The organism is Pseudarthrobacter sp. N5, from assembly GCF_050157035.1.
Classification (GTDB): domain Bacteria; phylum Actinomycetota; class Actinomycetes; order Actinomycetales; family Micrococcaceae; genus Arthrobacter.
Window position 1 is genome coordinate 1843783 of record NZ_CP189593.1, and the last position, 22444, is coordinate 1866226.

Sequence of the window (22444 nt, forward strand, 5' to 3'; positions counted from 1 at the left end):
TCAGGCCTGACCTTGTCCTGACCGGGTTTCAGGCCGCGCTGCGGGACAGACGACGGATGGCCCCCGCCATCATGGCGTGGACCACCAGGGGATGCAGCACCCGCACCGGAGCAAAGTAGAGCCGGCCACGCCATCCCTTGAGCCGCACAGCCGTAGTGACCCGCAACAGCCTTGCACCGGCGTCGAACGCCACCCCGCAGCGGAAGTCCAGATGCGTGTCATCTGTGTTTATGAGAGCCTCCTCGCCCAGGACCTCAGCCACAGCGAAAGCAGCAGTCGTGGCCCGGTGGATGCCGATCACACCCACCACGGCCTGCCGCAATCCCATCAGCAGGCGGATCCATGCCGGCGCGGACCGCGCAGAGAAAACTGCTTCTGCCCAGAGACGGGGGTCGGCAGGGCAGCCTGCCGGAACTGGGAGGACAATCACATCCGCATAGTCAGGTGCCGGAATCGAGACGAAAACGAGGGAACGGAAAGCGGGAGCGGTGCCGCCATCTGCCGCGGATTGTAGCCGCAGTCCGGGCTGAAGTACGGATGGGACTGGACAATCCGGTGTGGTCACCCGTTGATCGTACTGGGGCCGACACGCGAGACTGAAGCCTTTGGGGAAACTGTTATTCGACCCGTGGAGGGCTCAATTGATGATAGGCTCGAATTCCGTGGTGCAGCGATCAAATTCCCGTGTAAATTCCCGGTTTCCGGGCTCGTCCAAGACGACCAAACACATCTTCGTCACCGGCGGTGTGGCGTCCTCGCTCGGCAAAGGACTGACGGCTTCGAGCCTCGGTCACCTGCTGCGGGCACGCGGTTTGTCTGTAACTATGCAAAAGCTCGATCCCTACCTGAATGTGGATCCGGGAACGATGAACCCCTTCCAGCACGGCGAAGTTTTCGTCACTGATGACGGCGCCGAGACTGACCTGGACATCGGTCACTACGAACGCTTCCTCGATGAAAACCTTGAGGGTTCGGCCAACGTCACAACCGGCCAGATCTACTCAACTGTCATTGCCAAGGAGCGCCGCGGCGAATACCTCGGTGACACCGTTCAGGTCATTCCGCACATTACGGATGAAATCAAGCGCCGCATGCGCCTTCCCGCAGACGGCAAAAAAGCCCCTGATGTGATCATCACGGAAATCGGCGGCACTGTTGGGGACATCGAATCCCAACCGTTCCTTGAATCTGCCCGCCAGGTCCGCCAGGATGTGGGCCGCGGCAACGTTTTCTTCCTGCACGTGTCCTTGGTTCCGTACATCGGACCGTCACAGGAGCTGAAGACCAAGCCGACGCAGCACTCCGTCGCAGCACTGCGCTCACTGGGCATCCAGCCCGAGGCGATCGTTCTCCGCTCAGACCGCGAACTGCCCGCGTCCATGATGGAAAAAATCGGCCGCGCCTGCGATGTGGACATTGACGCCGTCATCGGTTGCCCGGATGCCCCCAGCATTTACGACATCCCCAAGACCCTGCACTCGCAAGGCCTGGATTCCTACATCGTCCGCGCCCTTGACCTCCCGTTCAAGGATGTTGACTGGACCAGCTGGGACAGGCTTCTTGAAGCGGTCCACAACCCCAAGCACCAGGTTGAAGTGGCGCTGGTCGGCAAGTACATCGATCTGCCGGATGCCTACCTTTCCGTGACTGAGGCACTCCGTGCCGGCGGCTTCGCCAATGACACCAAAGTCAAGATCCGATGGGTACCCTCGGACGAATGCGAAACCCATGAAGGCGCGGTCAAATCCCTTGGCGGGGTGGACGCCATCTGTGTGCCCGGCGGCTTCGGCATCCGTGGACTCGAGGGCAAGCTGGGCGCGTTGAAATATGCCCGTGAATCCAAACTGCCGGTGTTGGGCCTATGCCTGGGCCTGCAGTGCATGGTGATCGAATACGCCCGAAACGTAGTTGGCCTCGAGGGCGCATCGTCCAGCGAGTTCGAACCAAATTCCAACTACCCGGTCATCGCCACGATGGAAGAGCAGCTGGACATCGTTGACGGCAAGGGGGATCTGGGCGGCACCATGCGGCTGGGACTCTACGAAGCCAAGCTGGACGAAGGCTCCGTGGTTGCCGAGACGTACGGACTGACCACGGTCAGCGAACGCCACCGGCACCGCTACGAAGTCAACAACAAGTACCGCGATCAGATCGCTGCCCAGGGCCTGGTGTTCTCCGGAACATCACCCGACGGCAAGCTCGTGGAGTACGTTGAGCTTCCCCGCGATGTACACCCGTACTATGTGGCAACCCAGGCCCACCCGGAACTGAGCTCCCGCCCCACCCGACCCCACCCCCTTTTCGCCGGTCTGGTGAAAGCGGCTTTGGCTCATCAGAGCGGTCAGGAGGCCACCAGGAGCGACGCCGCGGCAGCGGCTGTTGCCGCCAGACCCGTCCGCACAGCAGCGGCCAAGTAGTTCGGACAACAAAGGACGGCGCGATGCCCGGTAACTCTGAAACCCCCTCTGCAGCACGTCAGGTTTCGGATGCGCCGAGCCCGCGCCGTCTCTTGTCTTCTGAAAAGGTTTATGAAGGCAGGATCTGGGACGTCGTAAGCGACAGTTTCCAGCTGAACGACGCCGGCGGCGCCCTGGTCCGCGACTACATCGACCACCCAGGGGCGGTCGCCGTTCTGCCTATGAATGACGCTGGCGAGATCCTCCTGCTCAAGCAGTACCGGCACCCGGTGGGCATGGATCTCTGGGAGATCCCCGCCGGACTTCTGGATGTTGAAGGCGAGGACTTTGTAGTGGGTGCCGCCCGGGAACTCGCCGAAGAAGCGGACCTGGTGGCCGGCACCTGGAACGTCCTGGCCGACTTCTTCAATTCGCCCGGCTCCTCGAGCGAAGCCATCAGAATCTATCTGGCCCGCGGCATCAGTGACGTGCCGGATGAAGAACGCCACATCCGCACGGATGAGGAAGCCGAAATAGAGCTGCACTGGACGCCGCTGGATGAGGCAGTGACAGCCGTGCTTGAGGGCCGGCTGCACAACCCGTCCGCCGTCGTCGGCATTCTGGCCGCTGCGGCCACGCGTGCTGATAATTTTGGGAGTCTGCGGCCTTCCGATGCACCGTGGCCCGCGCACCCCAGTCAGCGCTGATGCCGGACGCTCCCGCATCGGCCGCTGCGGATGCTCCGGCAGCTGCACCCAAGCAAGTAATCCGCCGCCCCCCGTCAGACATTGACCGTGCCATAGCAGACTACCTCCAGCACATGGGCGTCGAACGGGGACTGGCGCTCAACACCTTGTCCGCATACCGGCGTGACCTGGCGCGCTACTCCGGCTACCTTGCTGCTGCCGGGGTGCAGCGGCCGGAAGACATCACGCGGCACCACGTCACCGGCTTTGTGCAGGCGCTGTCCGACGGATCTGACGGCGGCACAGCCTTGGGCGTGCGTTCCGCCGCCAGAACGGTTGTTGCCGTCCGGGGACTGCACCGGTTCTGGGCCCTTGAAGGACTCACGACGGCGGATCCCGCCAGCGATGTGCACCCGCCGATGCCAGGCAAGAGGCTGCCGAAGGCCATCAGTGTCGATGAAGTCACCAGGATTCTGGAAGCCGCCGGCACCGATACCCCGACAGGGCTGCGGGACCGTGCGCTGCTCGAATTTCTGTACTCTACCGGCGCCCGGATCAGCGAGGCGGTGGGGCTCGACGTCGACGATCTCTCGCTTCAGAGGGACGTTGCCGGACCGGCGATTGTGCGCCTATTCGGCAAGGGATCGAAGGAACGGCTGGTTCCGCTGGGTTCGTATGGTGCCCGGGCGCTGGACGCTTATCTGGTCCGGGGGCGTCCCCTCCTGGCCGCCAAAGGCAAGGGTACACCGGCGCTCTTCCTCAATGCCCGAGGCGGACGGATCAGCAGGCAGAGCGCCTGGACCATCCTGAAGGCGGCGGCGGAAAAAGCCAACATCACCAAGGACGTTTCCCCCCACACTTTGAGGCACTCCTTCGCCACGCATCTGCTCCAGGGCGGCGCCGACGTCCGGGTGGTGCAGGAGCTGCTGGGACATGCTTCCGTGACGACCACGCAGGTATACACCCTGGTGACCGCGGATACCCTGCGTGAGATCTACGCCGCAGCTCATCCGCGGGCGCTTGGCTGAGACCGGCACTTCGAACGAAAAGTCAATCCGCCGTGCTCATTTTCGGAGATGGTCTGAACGTCCGTACATCGGAGCCGCAACAGACGCCGGTCAGGGGCAGGGACGCGCGGAAGATTTCCGGGATCTCTAAAGACGCAATATGCGCAGACACGAACTGCCGATCGGCTAGCCGGAGTTACTCTTGAGTGCATGACTTCCACGCCTGTCACGCTGTGTTTCCTGATCCGGGAAGCTGATGACGGTCCGCAGGTTCTGCTGGGCATGAAGAAGACCGGTTTCGGGACCGGCAAGATCGTTGGTCTCGGCGGCCACGTTGAACCGGGAGAGAGCGACGCCGAGGCGGCCTGCCGGGAAGTCCACGAGGAATCAGGCGTTGTGGTGCGGCAGGAAGACCTGCACGACGCCGGCGTGGTGACTTTCGTCTTCCGGGCAAGGCCTGAGTGGAACATGACGTCCCGGCTGTTCACTTCGCGAGCCTGGCAGGGGGACCCGCGGGAGAGTTCCGAGATTTCTCCGGAATGGTTTGACATCGGTTCCCTGCCCCTGGAACTCATGTGGGAGGACGCTGCGCACTGGCTGCCGTCGGCTCTCGCGGGTGGAATGATCGACGTCGTTATTGTTCTCAATGATGACAACGAGACTGTCCGGGATGTTCTGGACTACTCAGTATTCCGTTCCCAAGTTCGCCGAAGGTAGTACCCGAATATTCTCCTGACGACCTCTGGTTAATCGTTTTTTCAGCCGTAAATCACTACAAGTCTGAGTGGACCGCCAAATTCGGTTTTACAACTCTGGTAACTGGATTAAACGCCCTATGGTCTGTGCTGTACGGACATGGGAGCAGGGGAGCTGGGGGAGCTGCCCGTTCAATGTTGTCAAGGGCACACATTGAACCCGAGACAACTGATGAGGTGCGCTGATCCGCTGGGGGAGCGGCGCTTTGGGCAATCAGTTTCCCGGGAGATGTCATGAGACATGCAGCAATCCGCAGCCGCCCCGTGCGCCGCGGATTGATCACACTTTCACAGCACTCGTCCTGGCAATCGCCGGACCGTATGGATTAGTTTCACCGGCATTCGCCGCACTGTCCGGCCACACAATGGCCGGCAGCGATTTCACCAAATTCGAAAATTAAATGACCCGGCGGAGCCAACCGTACCGGCACCAACGATTGGGCCGGTATCGCTGCTTCACCTTATGGGCCCTACACAACTGGCGACTGGTAACGTGATGTGCACGTCACTCAGGATGATGATGAGTGGAGGATCTGAGCTGCCGCGGAGTTCTCGGACAGTGGGCCCTCTTAAAATGGGGGTCTACTGAAAGTAGAGATCAGCATGACTGCAGCACGCCGGCGTTTCACCCAGGAGTTCAAAGACGAGTTGTGCCGTGAGGTGATCAACACGTCCAAGCCCATCAAGGACGTTGCCACCACATACGGTGTCGGCCCCGAGACTCTGCGCAATTGGCTGAACAAATACCGCGAGGCCAACGGCGGCACTGAGACGGACCTGACGGTCTCGGAGCGGGCCCGCCTGAAGGAGCTCGAGAGGGAAAATCAGGAGCTGCGCGCGGAGACTCTGTTCCTGAAAAAAGCAGCCGCTTACTTCGCGCGGGAGCAGCGGTAGTGAGCAAGTACGAATACATCGACTCCCAAAAGACTGAGCCCGCCAACCTGAATTCGGTCGTGAAAATGTGCCGCTGGTTGGGAGTCTCAACGTCCGGTTTCTACCACTGGCTGACGCGCCCGCAATCGGCGACTGCCACCCGGCGCAAGGCACTGATAGCGCGGATCCAGCACTATTTTGAGGAGTCCGAAGGAACGTACGGGTATCGCCGAATCCATGCCGACCTCGCGGCGGAACAGATTGAATGTTCGCCCGAGCTTGTGCGGCAGGTCATGCGCCAGGAGGGCCTCCTGGCCTGCCAGCCGCGGCCATTCCGGGCGACCACCGAGGCCGACGCGTTGGCCGCGGCCAACATGCCTGACCTCGTCAAGCGTGACTTCACCGCCACACGTCCCGGGGTGAAGTTCGTCGGCGACATCACTTACATCCACACCTGGCAGGGGTTCATTTACCTGGCCACCGTCATTGACTGCTACTCGAAGAAGGTCGTCGGCTGGTCGATCGCCGATCACATGCGCACTGAACTCGTGGCGGACGCCCTCAACAACGCCGCCGCAACGACCCTGATCGAGCCTGACGCGATCTGGCACTCGGACCGCGGCAGCGTGTATACCTCGGCCGGGTTTCGGGCCTTGGTGACCAGTCTGGGGATGCGCTCATCGATGGGCCGCACGGGCGTGTGTTGGGATAACAGTATGGCGGAATCTTTCTTCTCGATGCTCAAGAACGAGCGTGTTTACCGGACCGTTTACGCCACGAAATCACAAGCACGCAGTGACGTTATCCGCTACATCGAGGGATTTTACAATAGTCGGCGCCGACACTCAGCGCTCGGTTACCGACGGCCTAACGAAGTCCACTATGGTTATCAACAGCCAGCCCTGGCAGCGTAGAAGAATTCACTAATTCCGCTGTCCGAAATCCTCGCGGCAGCTCAGATCACCTCTTTATGTCCGTTGATCTCTCGAGGCTGGATGATAGCTCCCGGCGCATTTTGGCAGTTGCGAGTTCCATTGCCGATCAGCAACTATCGAGACGCATAACTTGGCGCCACATCCTCGCCGGCGCTATGCACCAGATACCTGCGCTGGCTGCCAAACTTCGCGAGATAGGCATATCGAGTGAATCGCTACTAGACGATCAAGAGCATGTCGGTGACCGGGAGCTGGGTGGACCAAGGCCCGAAGGGAATAAGTCGATTCCGCTTAGTGTCGAGGTGTCCTCCGCAATAGCTGATTCTGATGGCACGGCGGCTTCGTTTGTAGGTAACGTCGTCAAAGCAAGCGCCGAGGCTATTATTCGATTGACGGGGAGCAGGCAGGACTTCGAGCATGTCCTCCAAATTTCTGGCGGTCTTGATTCATTGCAGCAGGAAGAACATACGGGTGAAGCGGACATTAAAGTCGTCAGGGCTTCACCTCCAATTGGGAAGATTATCGCGATAAAGCCGAGCGGGAAGCCGCCAAGCTGATCGAGAATGCAGAAAGCTACGTCCCTTGAACCACCCCCGATTCGATAATCTATCCGGGTCGAGCGGCCAAGAGGCCTACCAAACACCGAATAGCAAGCATCGAACGGCCCGGATCGATTCCACGCGAGGAATCGACCGGCCGTTCGTATTGTCGGGTGCAGTAGCGGGAAGCGAACGAGCGGTGCCACTGGCGCTGAAGAGATCTTGGGTTGTGTGGGCGAGGCGGTAGGAGTCGGTGCCGGTTTCAATGATCCGGTAGCGCCTCAACAGACCGCCTGCAGGAATCCTGCGGGCGGTCTGTTGGTTTAACTGCGGTACGACGCCGGCCCGGTCACCTATATAAGGTGACCGGGCCGGCGTCGTACGTGGTTGGGGAGCCTGTTGGCTACGGCATGTGCCGTTCCGCCACGCCGTTATAGGCGCTCAGCGGGCGGATCAGCGAATTCGATTCCATCTGCTCCATGATGTGGGCGGTCCAGCCGGTGATCCGGCTCGCGACGAACAAGGGGGTGAAGGTCGCGGTGTCGAATCCCATGAGGTGGTAGGTGGGGCCGGTCGGATAATCGAGGTTCGGTTTGATCCCCTTCGCCTCATCCATCGCGGTTTCAAGCCCGTTATAGAGTCCCAGAAGCTCCGGGCGGCCGTAGTGCGCAATCATCTTGTCCAGGGCTGACTTCATGGTGGGCACCCGGGAGTCGCCGTGCTTGTAGACGCGGTGGCCGAACCCCATGACCTTCTTCTTCTGGGCCAGGGCGTTTTCCATCCAGGCCTTGGCCCGGGTAGCTGCCTCGTCCAGTGACTCCTCCGGCCGGATGCCGATTTCGTCAAAGGTATGCATGACGGCCTCGTTGGCGCCGCCGTGGAGCGACCCCTTGAGGGCGCCGATGGCCCCCGTCACGGCCGAATGAAGATCCGAGAGCGTGGAGGTGATCACTCGGGCCGTGAAAGTGGAGGCATTGAAGGAGTGCTCGGCGTACAAAATCATGGACACGTTGAACGCGTCGACAACTTCGGGGACGGCCTCCTCGCCGAACGTCATCCAGAGGAAGTTGGCGTCGTAGCCCAGATCCTCGCGGGGCTCCACCACATCCTGGCCATGACGGCGCCGCTGGTCGTAGGCCACCACGGCGGGCATTGCCGCGAACAGGTCGATGGCCTTGGCCATGTTGGCGTCGCGCGAGGAGTCCTCGGCGAGTTTGTGACGGGAGCCCATCACGGACGCGGCGGTCCGGCAGACATCCATGGGATGGGAGGTGATGGGGATCGCGTCAATGACCTGCTTGACTACCGGATCCAGGGCGCGGCCGGCCCTTTCGCGGCCACTAAATTCAGCGAGCTGTTCCGGTGTGGGCAGTTCGCCGTTCCACAACAGGTAGGCAACTTCTTCGAAGCTGCATTTGGCCGCCAGCTCCTGTACGGGATAGCCGCGGTACAGCAGCGAGTTGGTGTCCGGGTTGACCTTGGACACCGCGGTGTAATCCACCACAACGCCGGCGAGGCCCTTTTTGATGTCTTCGTCAGCCATGCTGAACTCCTTGGTTCCTTGCGCCTGTACCGGCCATTGCGGGTGGCCCGGTCTGGATTGTCGCGTCAGTTCTTTCCGGGAATCTGGAAATTGAAGACGCCGGTGTCAAAGCGGCTGTAGGCCTCGTAATCCACGAGATCGTACAGCCGTGCACGGGTGAGCATGGTTCCTACTTGTGCCGCCTGGGTTCCGTCAGACTTAATCGATTCCAGCGTACGCTCCGCAGCGCCCATGGCACTACGGAGCAGAGTTACCGGATAGATCACGATATTCACGCCGACGCCGTGGAGCTGGTCAACGGTGAACAGGGCGCTCTGGCCGAATTCGGTCATGTTGGCCAGGATCGGCACGTCGACGGCGTCGCGGATGGCCTGGAATTCGCTGAGGTCCTTCATGGCCTCGGGGAAAATGGCATCGGCGCCGGCTTCCACCAGAGCTTTGGCCCGGTCCTGCGTGGCTTCGAGCCCGTCCACGGCGCGGATGTCCGTCCGCGCCATGATCAGGAAGTTGGGATCCCGGCGGGCGTCCGCTGCTGCCCGGATCCGCTTGGTGGCCGTATCCAGATCCACCACGTTCTTGCCGTCCAGATGGCCGCAGCGCTTGGGGTTGAACTGGTCCTCGATGTGGCAGCCGGCCAGGCCCGCGTTCTCGAGCTCCTGGACCGAGCGGGCCACGTTCATCGGCTCACCGAAGCCAGTATCCGCGTCCACAAGTGACGGCAGATCGGTCATGCGGGCGATCTGGCCGGCACGGGTGGCCACCTCGGTCAGCGTGGTCAGCCCGATGTCCGGCAGGCCCAGATCGTTGGCCAGCACGGCACCGGAAATGTAGACCCCGGAGAAGCCCTTCTCCTCGATCAGGCGCGCCGAGAGCGGGTTGAAGGCTCCCGGGAACTGCGCGATGGTGCCGGAGGCGAGCATCTTGCGGAGGGCGAGGCGCTTTTGCTCCGGCGTGGTCTTCGAATACAGCATCAGAAAAGTCCCTTCGGTGCAGCGGCGAGGTCGATCACGCCGTCGGCGGCGGTGATATTGAGCTGGTCCAGCTCGCCGGCGCCAAGTTCGGGGAGCCGGGCGGCGGCGGCGAGGAAGCGTTCGATTTCCTCCTCCGTCACGAGGCCGGCTGCGAGCGTGCGGAACTTGTTGACGTACTGCTCGCGGGCGAACGGCCGGGCGCCGAGCGGGTGGGCGTCGGCGACGGCGATCGACTCGGTGACGACGGTCCCGTCGGTGAGCGTGATCTCCACGGAGCCGCCGAAGGCCTTCTCGGCGATGTCCAGGGAGTGGTAGCGGCGGGTCCACTCCGGATCCTCCACGGTGGTGACCTTGTGCCACAGCTCGACGGTGTCGGCGCGGCCGGCCCGCTCGGGGGCGTAGGAATTGACGTGGTGCCAGGCGCCGTCCTGGAGGGCGACGGTGAAGATGTAGGGGATGGAGTGATCCAGGGTCTCACGGCTGGCCGTGGGGCTGTACTTCTGGGGGTCGTTGGCGCCGGAGCCGATCACGTAGTGGGTGTGGTGGCTGGTCTTGATCAGCACGGACTGCACGTTGGCGGGGTCGGTGACTTCGGGGTGTTCGCGGTGGAGCTTGCGGGCGAGGTCGATCCACGCCTGCGCCTGGTACTCGGCCGAGTGCTCCTTGGTGTAGGTGTCCAGGATGGCGCGCTTGGCTTCGCCGGCCTCGGGAAGCGGCACGGTGTAGGACGCGTCGGGCCCGTCGAGCATCCAGGCGATGACGCCGTCTTCGCCCTCGTAGATCGGCACCGGGGAGGTCTGGCCGCGCATGGCGCGGTCCGCGGCTTCGACGGCCATCTTGCCCGCAAACGCCGGGGCGTGGGCCTTCCAGGTGGAGATCTCGCCCTTGCGGGACTGCCTCGTGGCGGTGGTGGTGTGCAGCGCCTGGCCCACGGACTGGAAGACGGTCTCGACGTCGAGTCCCAGCAGGGTGCCGATCCCGGCGGCCGCGGACGGGCCGAGGTGCGCCACGTGGTCGATCTTGTGCTTGTGCAGGCAGATGGCCTTGACCAGGTTGACCTGGATCTCGTACCCGGTGGCGATGCCGCGGATCAGGTCCTTGCCGCTGGAACCGACGTGCTGGGCCACAGCAAGGACCGGCGGAATGTTGTCTCCCGGGTGGGAGTACTCGGCCGCCAGAAAAGTGTCGTGGTAGTCGAGCTCGCGGACGGCGACGCCGTTGGCCCAGGCGGCCCATTCAGGGGAAACGCGCTCATTGATGCCGAACACCTTGGAGCCCTGGCCGCCGGTGGTGGGGCCGTGGGTCAGGGCCTGGGCCCGCGCCGCAACGATCGGTGCCCGGTTCAGTGAGGCGATGGCCACCGAGGCGTTGTCGATGACCCGGTTGATCACCATGTCGGTGACCTCGTCCGTGACGGCCACGGGATCCGCGGCGACCTTGGCGATCTTGTAGGCGAGCTGATCCTCGCGGGGCAGGTTTTCCTCGCTCTTGTACACGCGGACGTGGTGTTCCTTTAACCATGGTGCTGCTCCTTTTAGTGAGGTATGTGCGTGGCTTTGACGTGGGAAAGACTGCGGTGCAGGTGGACCGTGGTGGCGGCTTCCGCGAGGCGCGGATTGCCTGCGGCGATCGCTTCGGCAATGGCGGCATGCTCGGCCGCGGCCGCCGTGAGCCGGGTGGCGTCGTCGGCGGCGAGCCGGCGCACACGCACCAGATGCACGCGCAGGCTGCGCATCGCCTGGGCCAGATAAGCGTTTGAGATGGCTGCGTCGATTGCCGAGTCCAGGCGCCCCACCATCTCGTAGTAGCCGTGCCGTGCAGGATCGGCGTCGCTGATCAGTTTCGGGGCGTCCAGCAGTTCGCGGTGCAGTCCTGAAAATGTCGCGGCATCGCCGCGAAGGGCGGCGAGCGCGGATGCTTTCGTTTCGAGCGTTTCGCGGAGCTCAAACAGTTCGTCAATATCTTCCAGCGAGATGTCAGTGACGACGACGCCGCGACCTCCCGCCGCCCTCGTCAGCCCTTCTGCGGTGAGCCGGCTCAGCGCTTCCCTCAGCGGGGTACGGGAGATACCCAGGCGTTCGGATTGTTCCACTTCGGCGAGCACCGTTCCGGGGAGGAGTCGCCATTCGATGATGTCCTCCCTCAAGGCGGTGTATGCCCTGTCGCTGGCGCGCATGTCCTCTCCTTCGCTGGTTGGCTTCGTTGATTGCCTCCTGTCAGTGTATACACAAATTGCGGATTAGTTGACAAAATATCGAAAAGTTATTCGTTTGGCCCAGTTATGTATACAGTGCGGCGTTTCTGGTGACCTCAATGATCAGCGATTCGACCATCGGTATTCGTTCTCGGGACGCCCCGGTGCCCCGTAGCGGGCGGCCCGGGATACCGTGCCGGCATCGGCGAGGTATTCCAGGTAGCGTCGGGCTGTTACCCGTGATATTCCCAGTACGTCCATGACCTCTGCCGCTGACACGGCATCATGCTGCTGTTTCATAAATTCCCGGACAGCTTCCAAGGTTGAGGGCGCCAGTCCCTTGGGGAGCGGCAGCTCCGATGGTGCTCGCAGGCTGGCAAAAGCCTGGTCCACGTCGCTTTGCGACGCTCCGGTTCTTGCCGCCCCGGAATCCGCCGAAGCCAGCTGTTGCCGGAACAGGCGGTAGCTGGCCAGTTTGTCGGCAAAGGTTGCATAGGTGAACGGTTTGATGAGGTACTGCACGACGCCGATTGCCACGGCACTGCGGACGATCGCAAGTTCCCGGACTGCGGTGATGGCAATGATGTCGGCAAATACGCCCGTGGCCCGCATCCGGCGCGCAATATCGAGTCCGTGAAGGTCAGGGAGGTTCATGTCCAACAGCACCAGCTCTACCGGAGTCCCGGCGGCAGAAAACTCGCTGAGTAGTCGGAGCGCCGACTGCCCGTCCGCGGCTGTTCCGGCCAGGGAAAAACCCTCGAGTCGGCCCACGTAGGCGGCGTGGGCCGCCGAAGCCACGGGCTCGTCTTCGACGACGAGTACACGGATATCGGTCACTGTTTCTCCTCTGGGCGGCGGCCAGTTGCTGCCGGGGGGAGGATCACATTGAACCGTGCCCCGCCCTCGTTGGTGATGTTCATGGTGCCGCCAAGTCGGTGGACTGCCTGCCGGACAAGTGCCAGGCCCAGCCCGCGGCCGAATCTGCCTGCCGGCTTGGTGCTGTAACCGTGGCGGAAGACGTCGTCCACCGATTCCGGGTCGATTCCGGGCCCGGTGTCATGGACAGTGATTTCCAGGCCTGCCATTCTGGAGTCCACCGTCAGCTCCACCCGTTTGGGGGTTGCGGCGTCAGCTGCGGCATCGATAGCGTTGTCCAGCAGATTACCAAGGATGGTGACCAGATCCTGGACCGCCAGCCCATCGAGGAGGGTTGATCCGAAGGCTCTGAGGGCCAGTTCCACTCCGCGTTCGTGTGCCTGGGCCGCCTTGCCCATAATAAGGGCGCTGAGGACCGGCTCGTCTATTGAACTGACCATTTCATCAGTGAGCTGCTGGCTCAGCTCAAGATCCTTGGTGGCAAAATCCAAAGCTTCCCCGGACCGTCCGAGCTCCATAAGCGACACAATGGTGTGGAGCCTGTTTGCGTGTTCATGGGTCTGGGCGCGGAGCGCATCGGACAGGGTACGCATGGTTTCCAGCTCGCTCCCGAGTGATTCGATTTCGGTGCGGTCCCGGATGGTGGCCACTGTTCCGAACACGGCCGGGCGCTGCCGTCCGGCAGGGGAGCCCGGACCCACGGCCGGACTCTGGTTCACCACCAGGATTCCGGACTCCGTCAGGTGGATTTCATCGTGGGCCGTCCTGCCTGACTCAAAGAGCCCTTTCAGGCTGGCTGCCAGCGGAAGATCAGCGAGCGACGGCGGCCGTACCGGATCGCCGTCGGTCCCGCGCTGTGCCAGCCCCAGCAGTTCGGCGGCCTGATCGTTGTACATCACCACCCTTCCCTTGATGTCTATCAGGATGACGCCTTCCCTGACCGAGTGCAGTACTGACTCGTAGTAGGCAAACAGCTGGGCAAGCTGTTCCGGCCCCCACCCACGCGTCACGTTCCGGAGGTAACGGCCCAGCAGCCAGGAAGCCACTGACCCGCCCGCCAGCAGCGCCAGGGCAATCGCGAGGAGTGCAGGCAGCCGGCCGGACAGGGCGATGTCCACTGAATGCACGGTGACACCTGCCGAAACCAGGGCTTTTACGTTTCCGGCCGTATCCTGCACCGGCGCTATGGTGCGCACCGAGGGGCCGAGGGTTCCGGCAGTGATCTCCGTGAAGACCTGACCCTGCAGGGCGGCGTCGATCGAACCGATGTACGGCTTACCCAGCTGTTCGTCGCTGGGATGGGTCCACCTGGTGCGGTCCGGCGCCATGATAGTGATGAAGTCCGCGTCCGCATCACCCATCACCTCCAGCGCGTAGGGCTGGAGCACCGCTGACGGATCGGCGGATTCTGCAGCCTGGAGCACGAAGGGGTTGTCTGCAATGGCCGTTGCTAATCCGGACATCCGGCGGCCGGCCTCGTCGTAGGCATGGTCACGGGCGTCTATGAAAGTGGCTGTGCCCACGATCGCCGTGAGGGCGAGCATAAACAGCAAATGGGCCACGAACAGCCTGCGGGCGATACTCCAGCGGTGAATCATCAACACCTCCCATGACCAATATGAACGCAACCGTGAGCCAAATCACTCTGTACCCAATGATGGATATCACACAGGACCGACGTGATGAGCCCAGATGGTGTTCCGAACCGACGTCCAGCCTATCCAAGGAGACAACCCATGGCCTCTCAACGAGGAGAGTCAGGCGCGCCGGTCAAAGCCGCCCGTAAGGGACTCGACAAATCCCATTACCTTTACATCGCCGTCATCATCGCCGTCGTTCTCGGTGCGGCCATCGGGCTGCTGTTCCCTGAAGTCGGCAAATCGCTCAAGCCCCTCGGCGACGGCTTCATCAAGCTGATCAAAATGATGATTGCCCCGATCATCTTCTGCACCATCGTGCTGGGCATCGGCTCCATCGCCAAGGCTGCCACAGTCGGCAAGGTCGGCGGACTGGCGCTGGGTTACTTCATCGTCATGTCTACGTTTGCCCTTGCAATCGGCCTCGTGGTGGGCAACCTCATCCACCCGGGCGAAGGGCTGAAACTGTCTCCTTACGATCCCAACAAGAAGGCGGCCACTGACAGTACTGTCGACTTCCTGCTGGGAATCATTCCCGGTGACATCCCGGTACTCCCCACGCTGTTCGCGGCCATCCTCGTGGGTTTCGCCCTGCAGAAGATGGGACCCCAGGGCACCCCGGTCCTCAAGGCCATCGGCCACGGCCAGGTGCTTGTGTTCCGCATCCTCATCATGATCATGTGGCTTGCACCGGTGGGTGCGTTCGGTGCGATCGCCGCCGTCGTAGGTGCCACGGGTTTCCAGGCAATCGTGAGCATGTTCACGCTGATGATCGCCTTCTACATCACCTGCGCTCTGTTCATTGTGGTTATCCTTGGCGGTATTCTCCAGGTGGTGGCGGGTGTCAGCATCTTCAAGCTCATGAGGTACCTGGCACGGGAGTATTTGCTGATTTTCTCCACGTCATCTTCTGAAGCCGCGCTGCCACGTCTGATCGCCAAGATGGAACACCTGGGTGTCTCCAAGCCGGTGGTCGGTGTCACGGTTCCCACCGGATACTCCTTCAACCTGGACGGCACGGCGATCTACCTGACCATGGCGTCACTGTTCGTTGCCAACGCTATGGGTACGCCCCTGGATCTCGGTGCGCAGATCTCCCTCCTGGTCTTTATGATCATTGCCTCCAAAGGCGCTGCCGGTGTTACCGGTGCAGGACTCGCCACACTCGCTGCGGGCCTTCAGGCGCACGCGCCCCAACTGCTGGGTGGCGTGGGCATGATCGTGGGGATTGACAGGTTCATGTCAGAGGCCCGCGCTCTCACCAACTTCACCGGCAACGCCGTGGCCACAGTCCTTATCGGGACGTGGGTCAAGGAAATCGACGGCGAACAGGTGGAACGTGTGCTGTCCGGTGAGGTGCCGTTCGACGAACTGACCATGGTTGCACACCACAGCCACGCCGAGGCTGACGGCGGCACTGGAACGGTCCCGGCCCACGCCTGAACAGTCCGGTTTCACGGAAGACCGCCCTGACGACTGATGGTCAGGGCGGTTTTTTGTGGGGAACAGTCTAACCTTGAGCTTCTACCAGAAGGTAAAGGCTCAGTTGAGGGCGGGTGTCAAGTTCCGTTGAATACCGTGTCGGGCGCTGTAACCTATGTGAGAAGCAGGATCGGCGCTGGATATCCAGCGGCAGGAAAATCACCGTCATCGAAAGTGTGGATAGATACGTGAGCAGCGAACAGGGTTCAGCAACTCTGGAAGGCACGGAACTCGACCTGGAAGACGCCGTGATGGGGCCAACCGGGCGCCCCCACCGCGAATTTCCGGAGCCCGCGCCGCTGTCATCCCACGGACCGGCACGGGTTATTGCCATGGTCAACCAGAAAGGCGGGGTGGGTAAAACCACCTCAACGATCAACCTGGCGGCGGCGCTGGCAGAATACGGCCGCAGGGTACTTCTGGTGGACTTCGATCCCCAGGGTGCCCTTTCCGCAGGCCTTGGAGCCAATCCCCACGAACTCGATCTGACCGTCTACAACGTGCTGATGGACCGCAAAGTGGATATCCGGGATGCCATCCAACAGACCGGCGTCGAAAATGTTGATCTGCTGCCTGCCAACATCGACCTTTCTGCAGCCGAGGTCCAGCTTGTCAACGAAGTTGCCCGTGAACAGGTCCTGGACCGTGCACTCAAAAAAGTCGAGGACGACTACGACGTCGTGCTGATTGACTGCCAGCCCTCTCTGGGCCTGCTCACCGTGAACGCCCTCACGGCCGCCCATGGGGTCATCATCCCGCTGATCTGCGAATTCTTCGCACTGCGCGCGGTGGCACTGCTGGTGGAGACCATCGACAAAGTCCAGGACCGCCTGAACCCGCGGCTCCACGTGGACGGAGTCCTCGCCACGATGTATGACGCCCGCACCCTGCACAGCCGTGAAGTCATCACCCGGCTGGTGGAAGCATTCGGCGACAAAGTCTTCGAGACGGTCATCAAGCGCTCCATCAAGTTCGCGGACGCCACGGTGGCGGCCGAACCGATCACCAGCTTCGCCGGAAACCACATTGGCGCCGATGCCTACCGCCGCCTGGCCAAAGAGCTGATCTCGCGCGGCGGCGCGCCCTAGCCAGGGCCGTGGCCGTGACAAGGGCTCCCAGTTCGGAGCTCACCCTCCAGCAGCCTGCGGGTCAGGAAACCGCAACGAACGACGACGGCGCGCGGGAGGGGAAAAGGGTTGGCTTTGAGGTGCGGCTGGCCAATTTCACCGGACCCTTTGACCTCTTGCTCGGATTGATTGCCAAGCATCAGCTCGACATCACTGAGGTGGCCATTGCCACGGTCACCGATGAGTTCATCAAGTACATCAGGAAGCTCCAACGGCTGGGCGAAGAGTGGGCGCTCGATGAGGCAAGTGAATTCCTGGTTATTGCGGCCACTCTCCTTGACCTGAAAGCCGCACGGCTCCTGCCGGCTGGAGAAGTTGAGGATGACGAGGACATTGCCTTGCTCGAGGCGCGGGATCTCCTGTTCGCGCGGCTCCTTCAGTACAAGGCATTCAAGCAGGTGGCCGCCCTGATGAATTCCACCCTTGAGCTCGAATCCCTCAGATTTCCACGGCAAGTGGCGCTCGAGTGCCATTTCGCGGCCCTGCTTCCGGAGCTCGTCTGGAAGCATACTCCCCGGCAGTTCGCTGCTCTTGCAGAAGCGGCGCTGAAGCCTAGGGACGCCATCCCAACGGAAGTCGGGCTAGCGCATCTTCATGCAAGTGCCGTCAGCGTGAAGGAACAGGCGGAGCTCATGGGCCTGCGCTTGCAGCACGGGAGACCACTGACGTTCCGCGCCCTGATCGCCGACGCCGAGTCCACCCTCGTAGTTGTGGCAAGGTTCCTGGCCTTGCTGGAGATGTTCCGGGACAAGGTGGTGGCGTTTGACCAGCTGGCACCCCTCGGCGACCTGACGGTCCACTGGACTGCCGAAGGGAGCGGCTGGAACAGCGAAAACCTGAGTGAAGAGTATGAGGAGCAACCTTGAGCGAAGCAGCGTCTGAAGTGGTCCAGGATGGGCCGGACGTCACCAACCTGCCCGGCGGCGCACGTGCAGCCATCGAAGCTGTGCTGATGGTGCTGGACCAGCCGGCCACGGCCACTGAGCTGGCCACCGGACTGAACCTGACGGTCGCCGTCGTCGAGCAACTGCTGGCGGAACTTCAGCGTGAGTATAACGGCTATACTGTTAAAGCCCCGGACACGGACGTTGCCAGCGATGCTGGCTTCAGCTCCACGCCCCGGGGTTTTGAATTGCGGAACATCGCCGGAGGCTGGCGGATTTATTCACGCACCGAATTTGCCGACGTCGTTGGTGCTTTTGTGCTTGAAGGCCAGACAGCCCGGCTTACGCAGGCGGCACTTGAAACACTTGCCGTGATCGCGTATCGCCAGCCCGTATCGAGGGCAAGGGTGTCTGCAATTCGGGGAGTCAATGTTGACTCTGTTGTGCGGACGCTAACCCAGCGCGGACTGATCGAAGACTCAGGAAATGATCCTGAGTCGGGTGCCATCCTGTACCGCACAACGTCGTATTTCCTGGAACGCATGGGAATCGGCTCGGTGGCTGAGTTGCCTCAGCTTTCACCGCATCTTCCGGGGCTCGAAGGCATTGAAGAGTTTTACGACGCCGGGAGAATGTAGGCAGCTTTCTGTCTGCACACGAGTATTCAACAGGGCAGATTTAATCTGCACGGCTGGCTAGTGTTGTCTTTGGATAACCATTGCCGGCCAACACAACGAAGGACGGGTCATGACACAGGCGGGACGCCAGGGTTCACCACGTAACAGTTCGGGACGAAACAGTTCAGAACGCAATTCAACGGGCAATTCAGCCCAGGGCGGCGGGAGCCGTGGCGGCTCCGGCCAGCGCAGCGGGGGCTTCGGCGGCGGCAAGCGCGATTTCTCCAAGGGAGGCGACCGCCCCTACGGTGACCGCCCATACAAGGCACCCAGGCCGCGCGAGGAACGCTTTATCGATCCCGATGAGCAGCCGGCCGCGAGCGGCGAATCGGCCGCCCCTGGCCGCAGCGCTGCCGGAGCAAAGCCGCCAGCACGCAAGCCCGGCGCGCGCAAACCCGGGTTCGGCAAGACTCCGGGATCTCCAGGCGCCCTCAAGCCGAAGCCGCGGTCCGGTGCCGCCAAGACGTTCGGCACCCGTGCATTTGGCGGCGAACGGTTCGGCCAGAACCTTGGGCCCATCCGCAAGCCTGCCCGCAAGCGCGGTCCCCGCGGTGATGTTCCCCAGTCCGAGCTCCATGATTCGGACGGCGTCCGGCTGCAAAAGGTCATGGCCCAGGCAGGCGTGGCCTCACGCCGCGTCTGCGAAGAGATGATCGACGAGGGTCGCGTGGAAGTCGACGGCCAGGTGGTCACCGAGCTCGGAGTCCGCGTCGATCCCACCTCTGCGGTGATCCATGTGGACGGTCTACGCATCCAGCTCGATGACACGCTCGTCTACATGGTCTTCAACAAGCCAAAGGGTGTTGTCTCCACCATGGAGGACCCGGACGGACGGCCGTGCATCAGCGACTTCGTCCGCAACAGCCACGGCGAACGCCTGTTCCATGTAGGCCGGCTGGACGTCGCCACCGAGGGGTTGCTGCTCCTGACCAACGACGGCGAACTCGCCAACCGTCTGACGCACCCTTCGTATGAGGTGCCCAAGACGTACCTGGTCCAGGTCCGCGGACCGTTCCCGCAGGGGGTTGGCGCCGAGCTGAGGGCCGGCGTTGAGCTTGAGGACGGCATCGCTTCCGTCGATTCCTTTAAGCTCGTTGACTCCACCCCGGGCCACGTGCTGATCGAAGTGGTGTTGCACTCGGGCCGGAACCGCATTGTCCGGCGACTGTTTGACGCGGTCGGGTACCCGGTACTCCGCCTGGTGCGCGTCAAGATCGGTCCCATCGGCCTGGGCGACCAGCGACAGGGCAGCATCCGTAACCTCGGCAAACAGGAAGTCGGTCACCTGCTCGCATCCGTAGGGCTCTGAGGCATGTCGGCATTTCGTACCCAGGGCCGAGGACACCTGAACGGTCCGGTTGCCGTGATTGGCACCGGGCTGCTCGGCGCCAGCATTGGCCTGGGACTGCGGGGACGCGGCGTCGCCGTGTATCTTTCGGATCCGTCGCCCACCAATCAGGCCGTGGCTGTGGACATCGGGGCAGGGCTGCCGCTGGCTGCCCTGGGCACTGAGCAGCCGGAGCTGGTGGTTGTCGCGGCGCCGCCGGACGTCACAGCGGACGTTGTTGAACGTGCCCTCGCTGACTATCCCCGGGCTGTTGTGGTGGATATCGCCAGCATCAAGGCCGGCATCCAGGAAGATCTGCGCCAGCGCGGGGTTGATCTGGACCGGTACGTGGGGACCCATCCTATGGCTGGCCGGGAGAAGTCCGGGCCGGTGGCTGCCCGTGGCGAGCTGTTCACCTCCATGCCATGGGTCTTGTGCCCTTCGGAAGATACGTCTGCGGCTGCGTTGCAGACGGCGCGTGCCCTTGCCTCCGACCTGGGGGCAGTTGTTTCCCAGTTCACGGCGGACGAACACGACGAGGCCGTGGCCTTGGTCTCCCATCTGCCGCAGATCATGTCCTCGCTTCTGGCCAGCCGACTCCAGGGCACACCTGCTCATGCACTGTCGCTGGCAGGGAACGGGCTGCGCGACGTCACCCGGATTGCCGCGAGTGATCCCACCTTGTGGGTTCAGATTCTGGGCGCCAATGCCGGAAAGCTGGTGGACATCCTGCACGGTGTCCGTGAAGACCTCAACCGCCTGATCGGGACGCTGGAAGACCCAACCGCACCAGGTGCCAGGCTTGATCTTGCCCAGCTGATCAGCGAGGGAAACTCCGGCCAATCGCGCATCCCCGGCAAGCACGGCGGCCCGCCGCAGGCGTATTCCTGGCTGACTGTCCTGGTTGACGACAAGCCTGGCCAGATTGCCCGGCTGCTGACTGAAATCGGAGAGATCGGCGTGAATGTTGAAGATCTCCGGCTCGACCACTCGTCCGGCCAGAACGTGGGCATGGTGGAACTGTCTGTGCTGCCCAACAAGCATGACCTGCTGATCGAAGCCCTTAACGACCGAGGATGGCGGGTACTGCAGTAATGACTCAGGAACTGATCGACACCCTTCCCGCGCTACGCCAGGGCAGGTCACTGGTGGTGGCCATCGATGGACCATCCGGTTCGGGCAAGTCCAGCGTCAGCAAGGAAGTTGCGAGGAGGCTGAAACTGGCCTACCTGGACACAGGTGCCATGTACCGGGCCGTGACCTGGTACTGCCTCAATGGCGGAACAGATCTCAGCGACGGCGCTGCCGTGGAGCAGGCGTCCAAAGACATGCCGCTCGACATCAGCACCAACCCGTATGACGAGTACGTCCTGGTGGGCGGAACTGACATCACCGAGGTAATCCGTGAACCGGCCATTTCGGCTGCGGTCAGCGCTGTGGCCACCACGCTCGGTGCCCGCACCGAACTCATCCGCCGGCAGCGTGAGCTGATCGAAAAGCACCACCGCCGAATGGTGGTTGAAGGGCGGGACATCACCACCGTCGTCGTGCCCGGTGCCGAAGTCCGCATGTTGCTCACTGCGAGCGAGCAGGCGCGGCTGCGGCGACGGGGAATCCAGCTCGGCGGCACACAGAATGCCGAACAGCTGGCAGCCCAGGTGACGCACCGCGATGCCAAGGATTCCACGGTGGTGAACTTCACGCAGGCGGCGGACGGAGTGGTCACGCTGGATTCCTCGGAGCTGGACTTCGAGCAGACGGTCCAGGCCGCACTGGGGATTGTGAGCAAGGTCATTAATCGTGATTGAGGCATGGGCAGGTGGGATGACCCAGGGGAAGACCACACTGCGTATGGGGCCCCCGCACCCCTTGGCAATGGTGTGGAGCCGTCCGGTGGGCTGGTTCCTGGACCACGTCCTGTACCGCACCTCGGTGACCGGGCGTAACAACGTTCCGGTGGAGGGTCCGGTGATATTCGCCGGCAACCACATCAGTTTCCTGGATGGACCCGTGATGTTCGGCGCAGCCCCGCGGCCAATGCACATCCTGGTCAAGAAGGAGATGTTCAAGGGTTTCATGGGCCGGGTTCTGCGGGCATCAGGTCAGATTCCTGTTGACCGCTCCGGAGACCGCGCAGCATTGCAGCTGAGCAAGAGCCTGCTCGACGCAGGATTCTGCGTAGGGATCCTTCCCGAGGGAACGCGGGGAAGCGGCCAGGCGGCGGGAATCAATAACGGTGTGGCGTGGCTGACCCTTAACTCCGGCGCAAAGATAGTGCCGGTGGCCATCCTTGGCACGCGGATAGGCTGCGAACACCTGGACACCGTTCCCCGGCCAGGCAGAAGGCTTCACGTGAGTTTCGGCAAGCCCGTCACGGTCAGACGCAGTCCCGGCGAGACTGGCCGTGCTTCAATGGACAGGGCGGGAACGGAAATCCGCGCTGCGCTGGCGAGGCATGTCCAACAGGCAATCAAAGACAGTGGGCAGCCTTTGCCCCACGCGGATTCCCCGCAATGATGACACACAGCAGTAGCC

21 protein-coding genes are annotated in these 22444 nt (G+C 62.4%); 14 read left to right on the forward strand and 7 right to left on the reverse strand.

The window, feature by feature from the left end; genetic code table 11:
* Positions 1-28: 28 nt before the first annotated feature.
* On the reverse strand, positions 29-565 hold the full coding sequence (locus ACQCST_RS08935; RefSeq protein ID WP_426998906.1) for a DUF2867 domain-containing protein: 537 nt from the start codon (positions 563-565) through the stop codon (positions 29-31).
* Between the two features lie 79 nt (positions 566-644).
* Here ACQCST_RS08935 and ACQCST_RS08940 point away from each other — a divergent pair, with 79 nt between their 5' ends.
* The 6 genes from ACQCST_RS08940 (at position 645) to ACQCST_RS08965 (ending at position 7209) form a co-directional block, all read left to right on the forward strand.
* Complete coding sequence (locus ACQCST_RS08940; RefSeq protein ID WP_426998907.1) at positions 645-2417, forward strand: CTP synthase; 1773 nt, start codon at positions 645-647, stop codon at positions 2415-2417.
* Positions 2418-2440: 23 nt separating this feature from the next.
* Positions 2441-3103, forward strand: coding sequence for an NUDIX domain-containing protein (locus ACQCST_RS08945; RefSeq protein WP_426998908.1), 663 nt, complete (start codon positions 2441-2443; stop codon positions 3101-3103).
* A complete protein-coding gene (gene xerD, locus ACQCST_RS08950; protein ID WP_426999126.1) occupies positions 3103-4110 on the forward strand; it encodes a site-specific tyrosine recombinase XerD in 1008 nt (335 codons plus the stop codon). The genes ACQCST_RS08945 and xerD overlap by 1 nt, the downstream gene beginning before the upstream one ends.
* A 189-nt stretch (positions 4111-4299) precedes the next feature.
* The gene (locus ACQCST_RS08955; RefSeq protein ID WP_426998909.1) at positions 4300-4806 is read left to right on the forward strand and encodes an 8-oxo-dGTP diphosphatase; all 507 of its coding nucleotides are present in this window, start codon (positions 4300-4302) and stop codon (positions 4804-4806) included.
* A 641-nt stretch (positions 4807-5447) separates the two neighbouring features.
* Positions 5448-6631 (forward strand): IS3 family transposase gene (locus ACQCST_RS08960; protein ID WP_426995638.1). Its coding sequence is split into 2 segments (ribosomal slippage): positions 5448-5709 and positions 5709-6631, totalling 1185 coding nucleotides; the frame shifts between segments, so codons are not numbered across the junction.
* 56 nt (positions 6632-6687) lie between these two features.
* A complete protein-coding gene (locus ACQCST_RS08965; protein WP_426998910.1) occupies positions 6688-7209 on the forward strand; it encodes a hypothetical protein in 522 nt (173 codons plus the stop codon).
* Between the two features lie 385 nt (positions 7210-7594).
* On the opposite strand, the gene ACQCST_RS08970 is transcribed toward ACQCST_RS08965, so the two are convergent.
* The 6 genes from ACQCST_RS08970 to ACQCST_RS08995 form a co-directional block, all read right to left on the reverse strand.
* Entirely contained in the window at positions 7595-8734 is a 1140-nt protein-coding gene (locus ACQCST_RS08970) for a bifunctional 2-methylcitrate synthase/citrate synthase (protein ID WP_426998911.1), read from the reverse strand.
* A gap of 65 nt (positions 8735-8799) precedes the next feature.
* The gene (gene prpB / locus ACQCST_RS08975) at positions 8800-9705 is read right to left on the reverse strand and encodes a methylisocitrate lyase (protein WP_426998912.1); all 906 of its coding nucleotides are present in this window, start codon (positions 9703-9705) and stop codon (positions 8800-8802) included.
* Positions 9705-11201, reverse strand: a complete 1497-nt coding sequence (locus tag ACQCST_RS08980) for an MmgE/PrpD family protein (protein ID WP_426998913.1) — start codon at positions 11199-11201, stop codon at positions 9705-9707. The genes prpB and ACQCST_RS08980 overlap by 1 nt, the downstream gene beginning before the upstream one ends.
* A gap of 38 nt (positions 11202-11239) precedes the next feature.
* Positions 11240-11881: a GntR family transcriptional regulator gene (locus tag ACQCST_RS08985; RefSeq protein ID WP_426998914.1), complete on the reverse strand. Its 642-nt coding sequence runs from the start codon at positions 11879-11881 to the stop codon at positions 11240-11242.
* A 141-nt stretch (positions 11882-12022) separates the two neighbouring features.
* Positions 12023-12736 carry a response regulator gene (locus ACQCST_RS08990; protein WP_426998915.1) on the reverse strand — a complete coding sequence of 238 codons (714 nt, stop codon included), beginning with the start codon at positions 12734-12736 and terminating at the stop codon, positions 12023-12025.
* Positions 12733-14373, reverse strand: a complete 1641-nt coding sequence (locus ACQCST_RS08995) for an ATP-binding protein (RefSeq protein WP_426998916.1) — start codon at positions 14371-14373, stop codon at positions 12733-12735. Before ACQCST_RS08995 ends, ACQCST_RS08990 begins: the two co-directional genes overlap by 4 nt.
* A 138-nt stretch (positions 14374-14511) precedes the next feature.
* Between ACQCST_RS08995 and ACQCST_RS09000 the strand changes: the two genes are divergently transcribed.
* The 8 genes from ACQCST_RS09000 to ACQCST_RS09035 all read left to right on the forward strand — a co-directional run bounded on the left by ACQCST_RS09000 (position 14512) and on the right by ACQCST_RS09035 (position 22426).
* Positions 14512-15855 (forward strand): cation:dicarboxylate symporter family transporter, encoded by a 1344-nt coding sequence (locus ACQCST_RS09000; RefSeq protein ID WP_426998917.1) that lies wholly within the window; start codon positions 14512-14514, stop codon positions 15853-15855.
* Positions 15856-16082: 227 nt separating this feature from the next.
* Complete coding sequence (locus ACQCST_RS09005; RefSeq protein WP_426998918.1) at positions 16083-16982, forward strand: ParA family protein; 900 nt, start codon at positions 16083-16085, stop codon at positions 16980-16982.
* 119 nt (positions 16983-17101) lie between these two features.
* Positions 17102-17887 carry a segregation and condensation protein A gene (locus ACQCST_RS09010; protein WP_426999127.1) on the forward strand — a complete coding sequence of 262 codons (786 nt, stop codon included), beginning with the start codon at positions 17102-17104 and terminating at the stop codon, positions 17885-17887.
* The gene (scpB, locus tag ACQCST_RS09015) at positions 17884-18543 is read left to right on the forward strand and encodes an SMC-Scp complex subunit ScpB (protein WP_426998919.1); all 660 of its coding nucleotides are present in this window, start codon (positions 17884-17886) and stop codon (positions 18541-18543) included. The genes ACQCST_RS09010 and scpB overlap by 4 nt, the downstream gene beginning before the upstream one ends.
* Before the next feature lie 109 nt (positions 18544-18652).
* Positions 18653-19891 carry a pseudouridine synthase gene (locus ACQCST_RS09020; protein WP_426998920.1) on the forward strand — a complete coding sequence of 413 codons (1239 nt, stop codon included), beginning with the start codon at positions 18653-18655 and terminating at the stop codon, positions 19889-19891.
* Positions 19892-19894: 3 nt separating this feature from the next.
* Positions 19895-21004 carry a prephenate dehydrogenase gene (locus ACQCST_RS09025; RefSeq protein WP_426998921.1) on the forward strand — a complete coding sequence of 370 codons (1110 nt, stop codon included), beginning with the start codon at positions 19895-19897 and terminating at the stop codon, positions 21002-21004.
* Positions 21004-21717 (forward strand): (d)CMP kinase, encoded by a 714-nt coding sequence (cmk, locus tag ACQCST_RS09030; protein ID WP_426998922.1) that lies wholly within the window; start codon positions 21004-21006, stop codon positions 21715-21717. The genes ACQCST_RS09025 and cmk overlap by 1 nt, the downstream gene beginning before the upstream one ends.
* 67 nt (positions 21718-21784) lie before the next feature.
* Positions 21785-22426, forward strand: coding sequence for a lysophospholipid acyltransferase family protein (locus tag ACQCST_RS09035; RefSeq protein WP_426999128.1), 642 nt, complete (start codon positions 21785-21787; stop codon positions 22424-22426).
* The last annotated feature ends 18 nt before the right edge of the window (positions 22427-22444 follow it).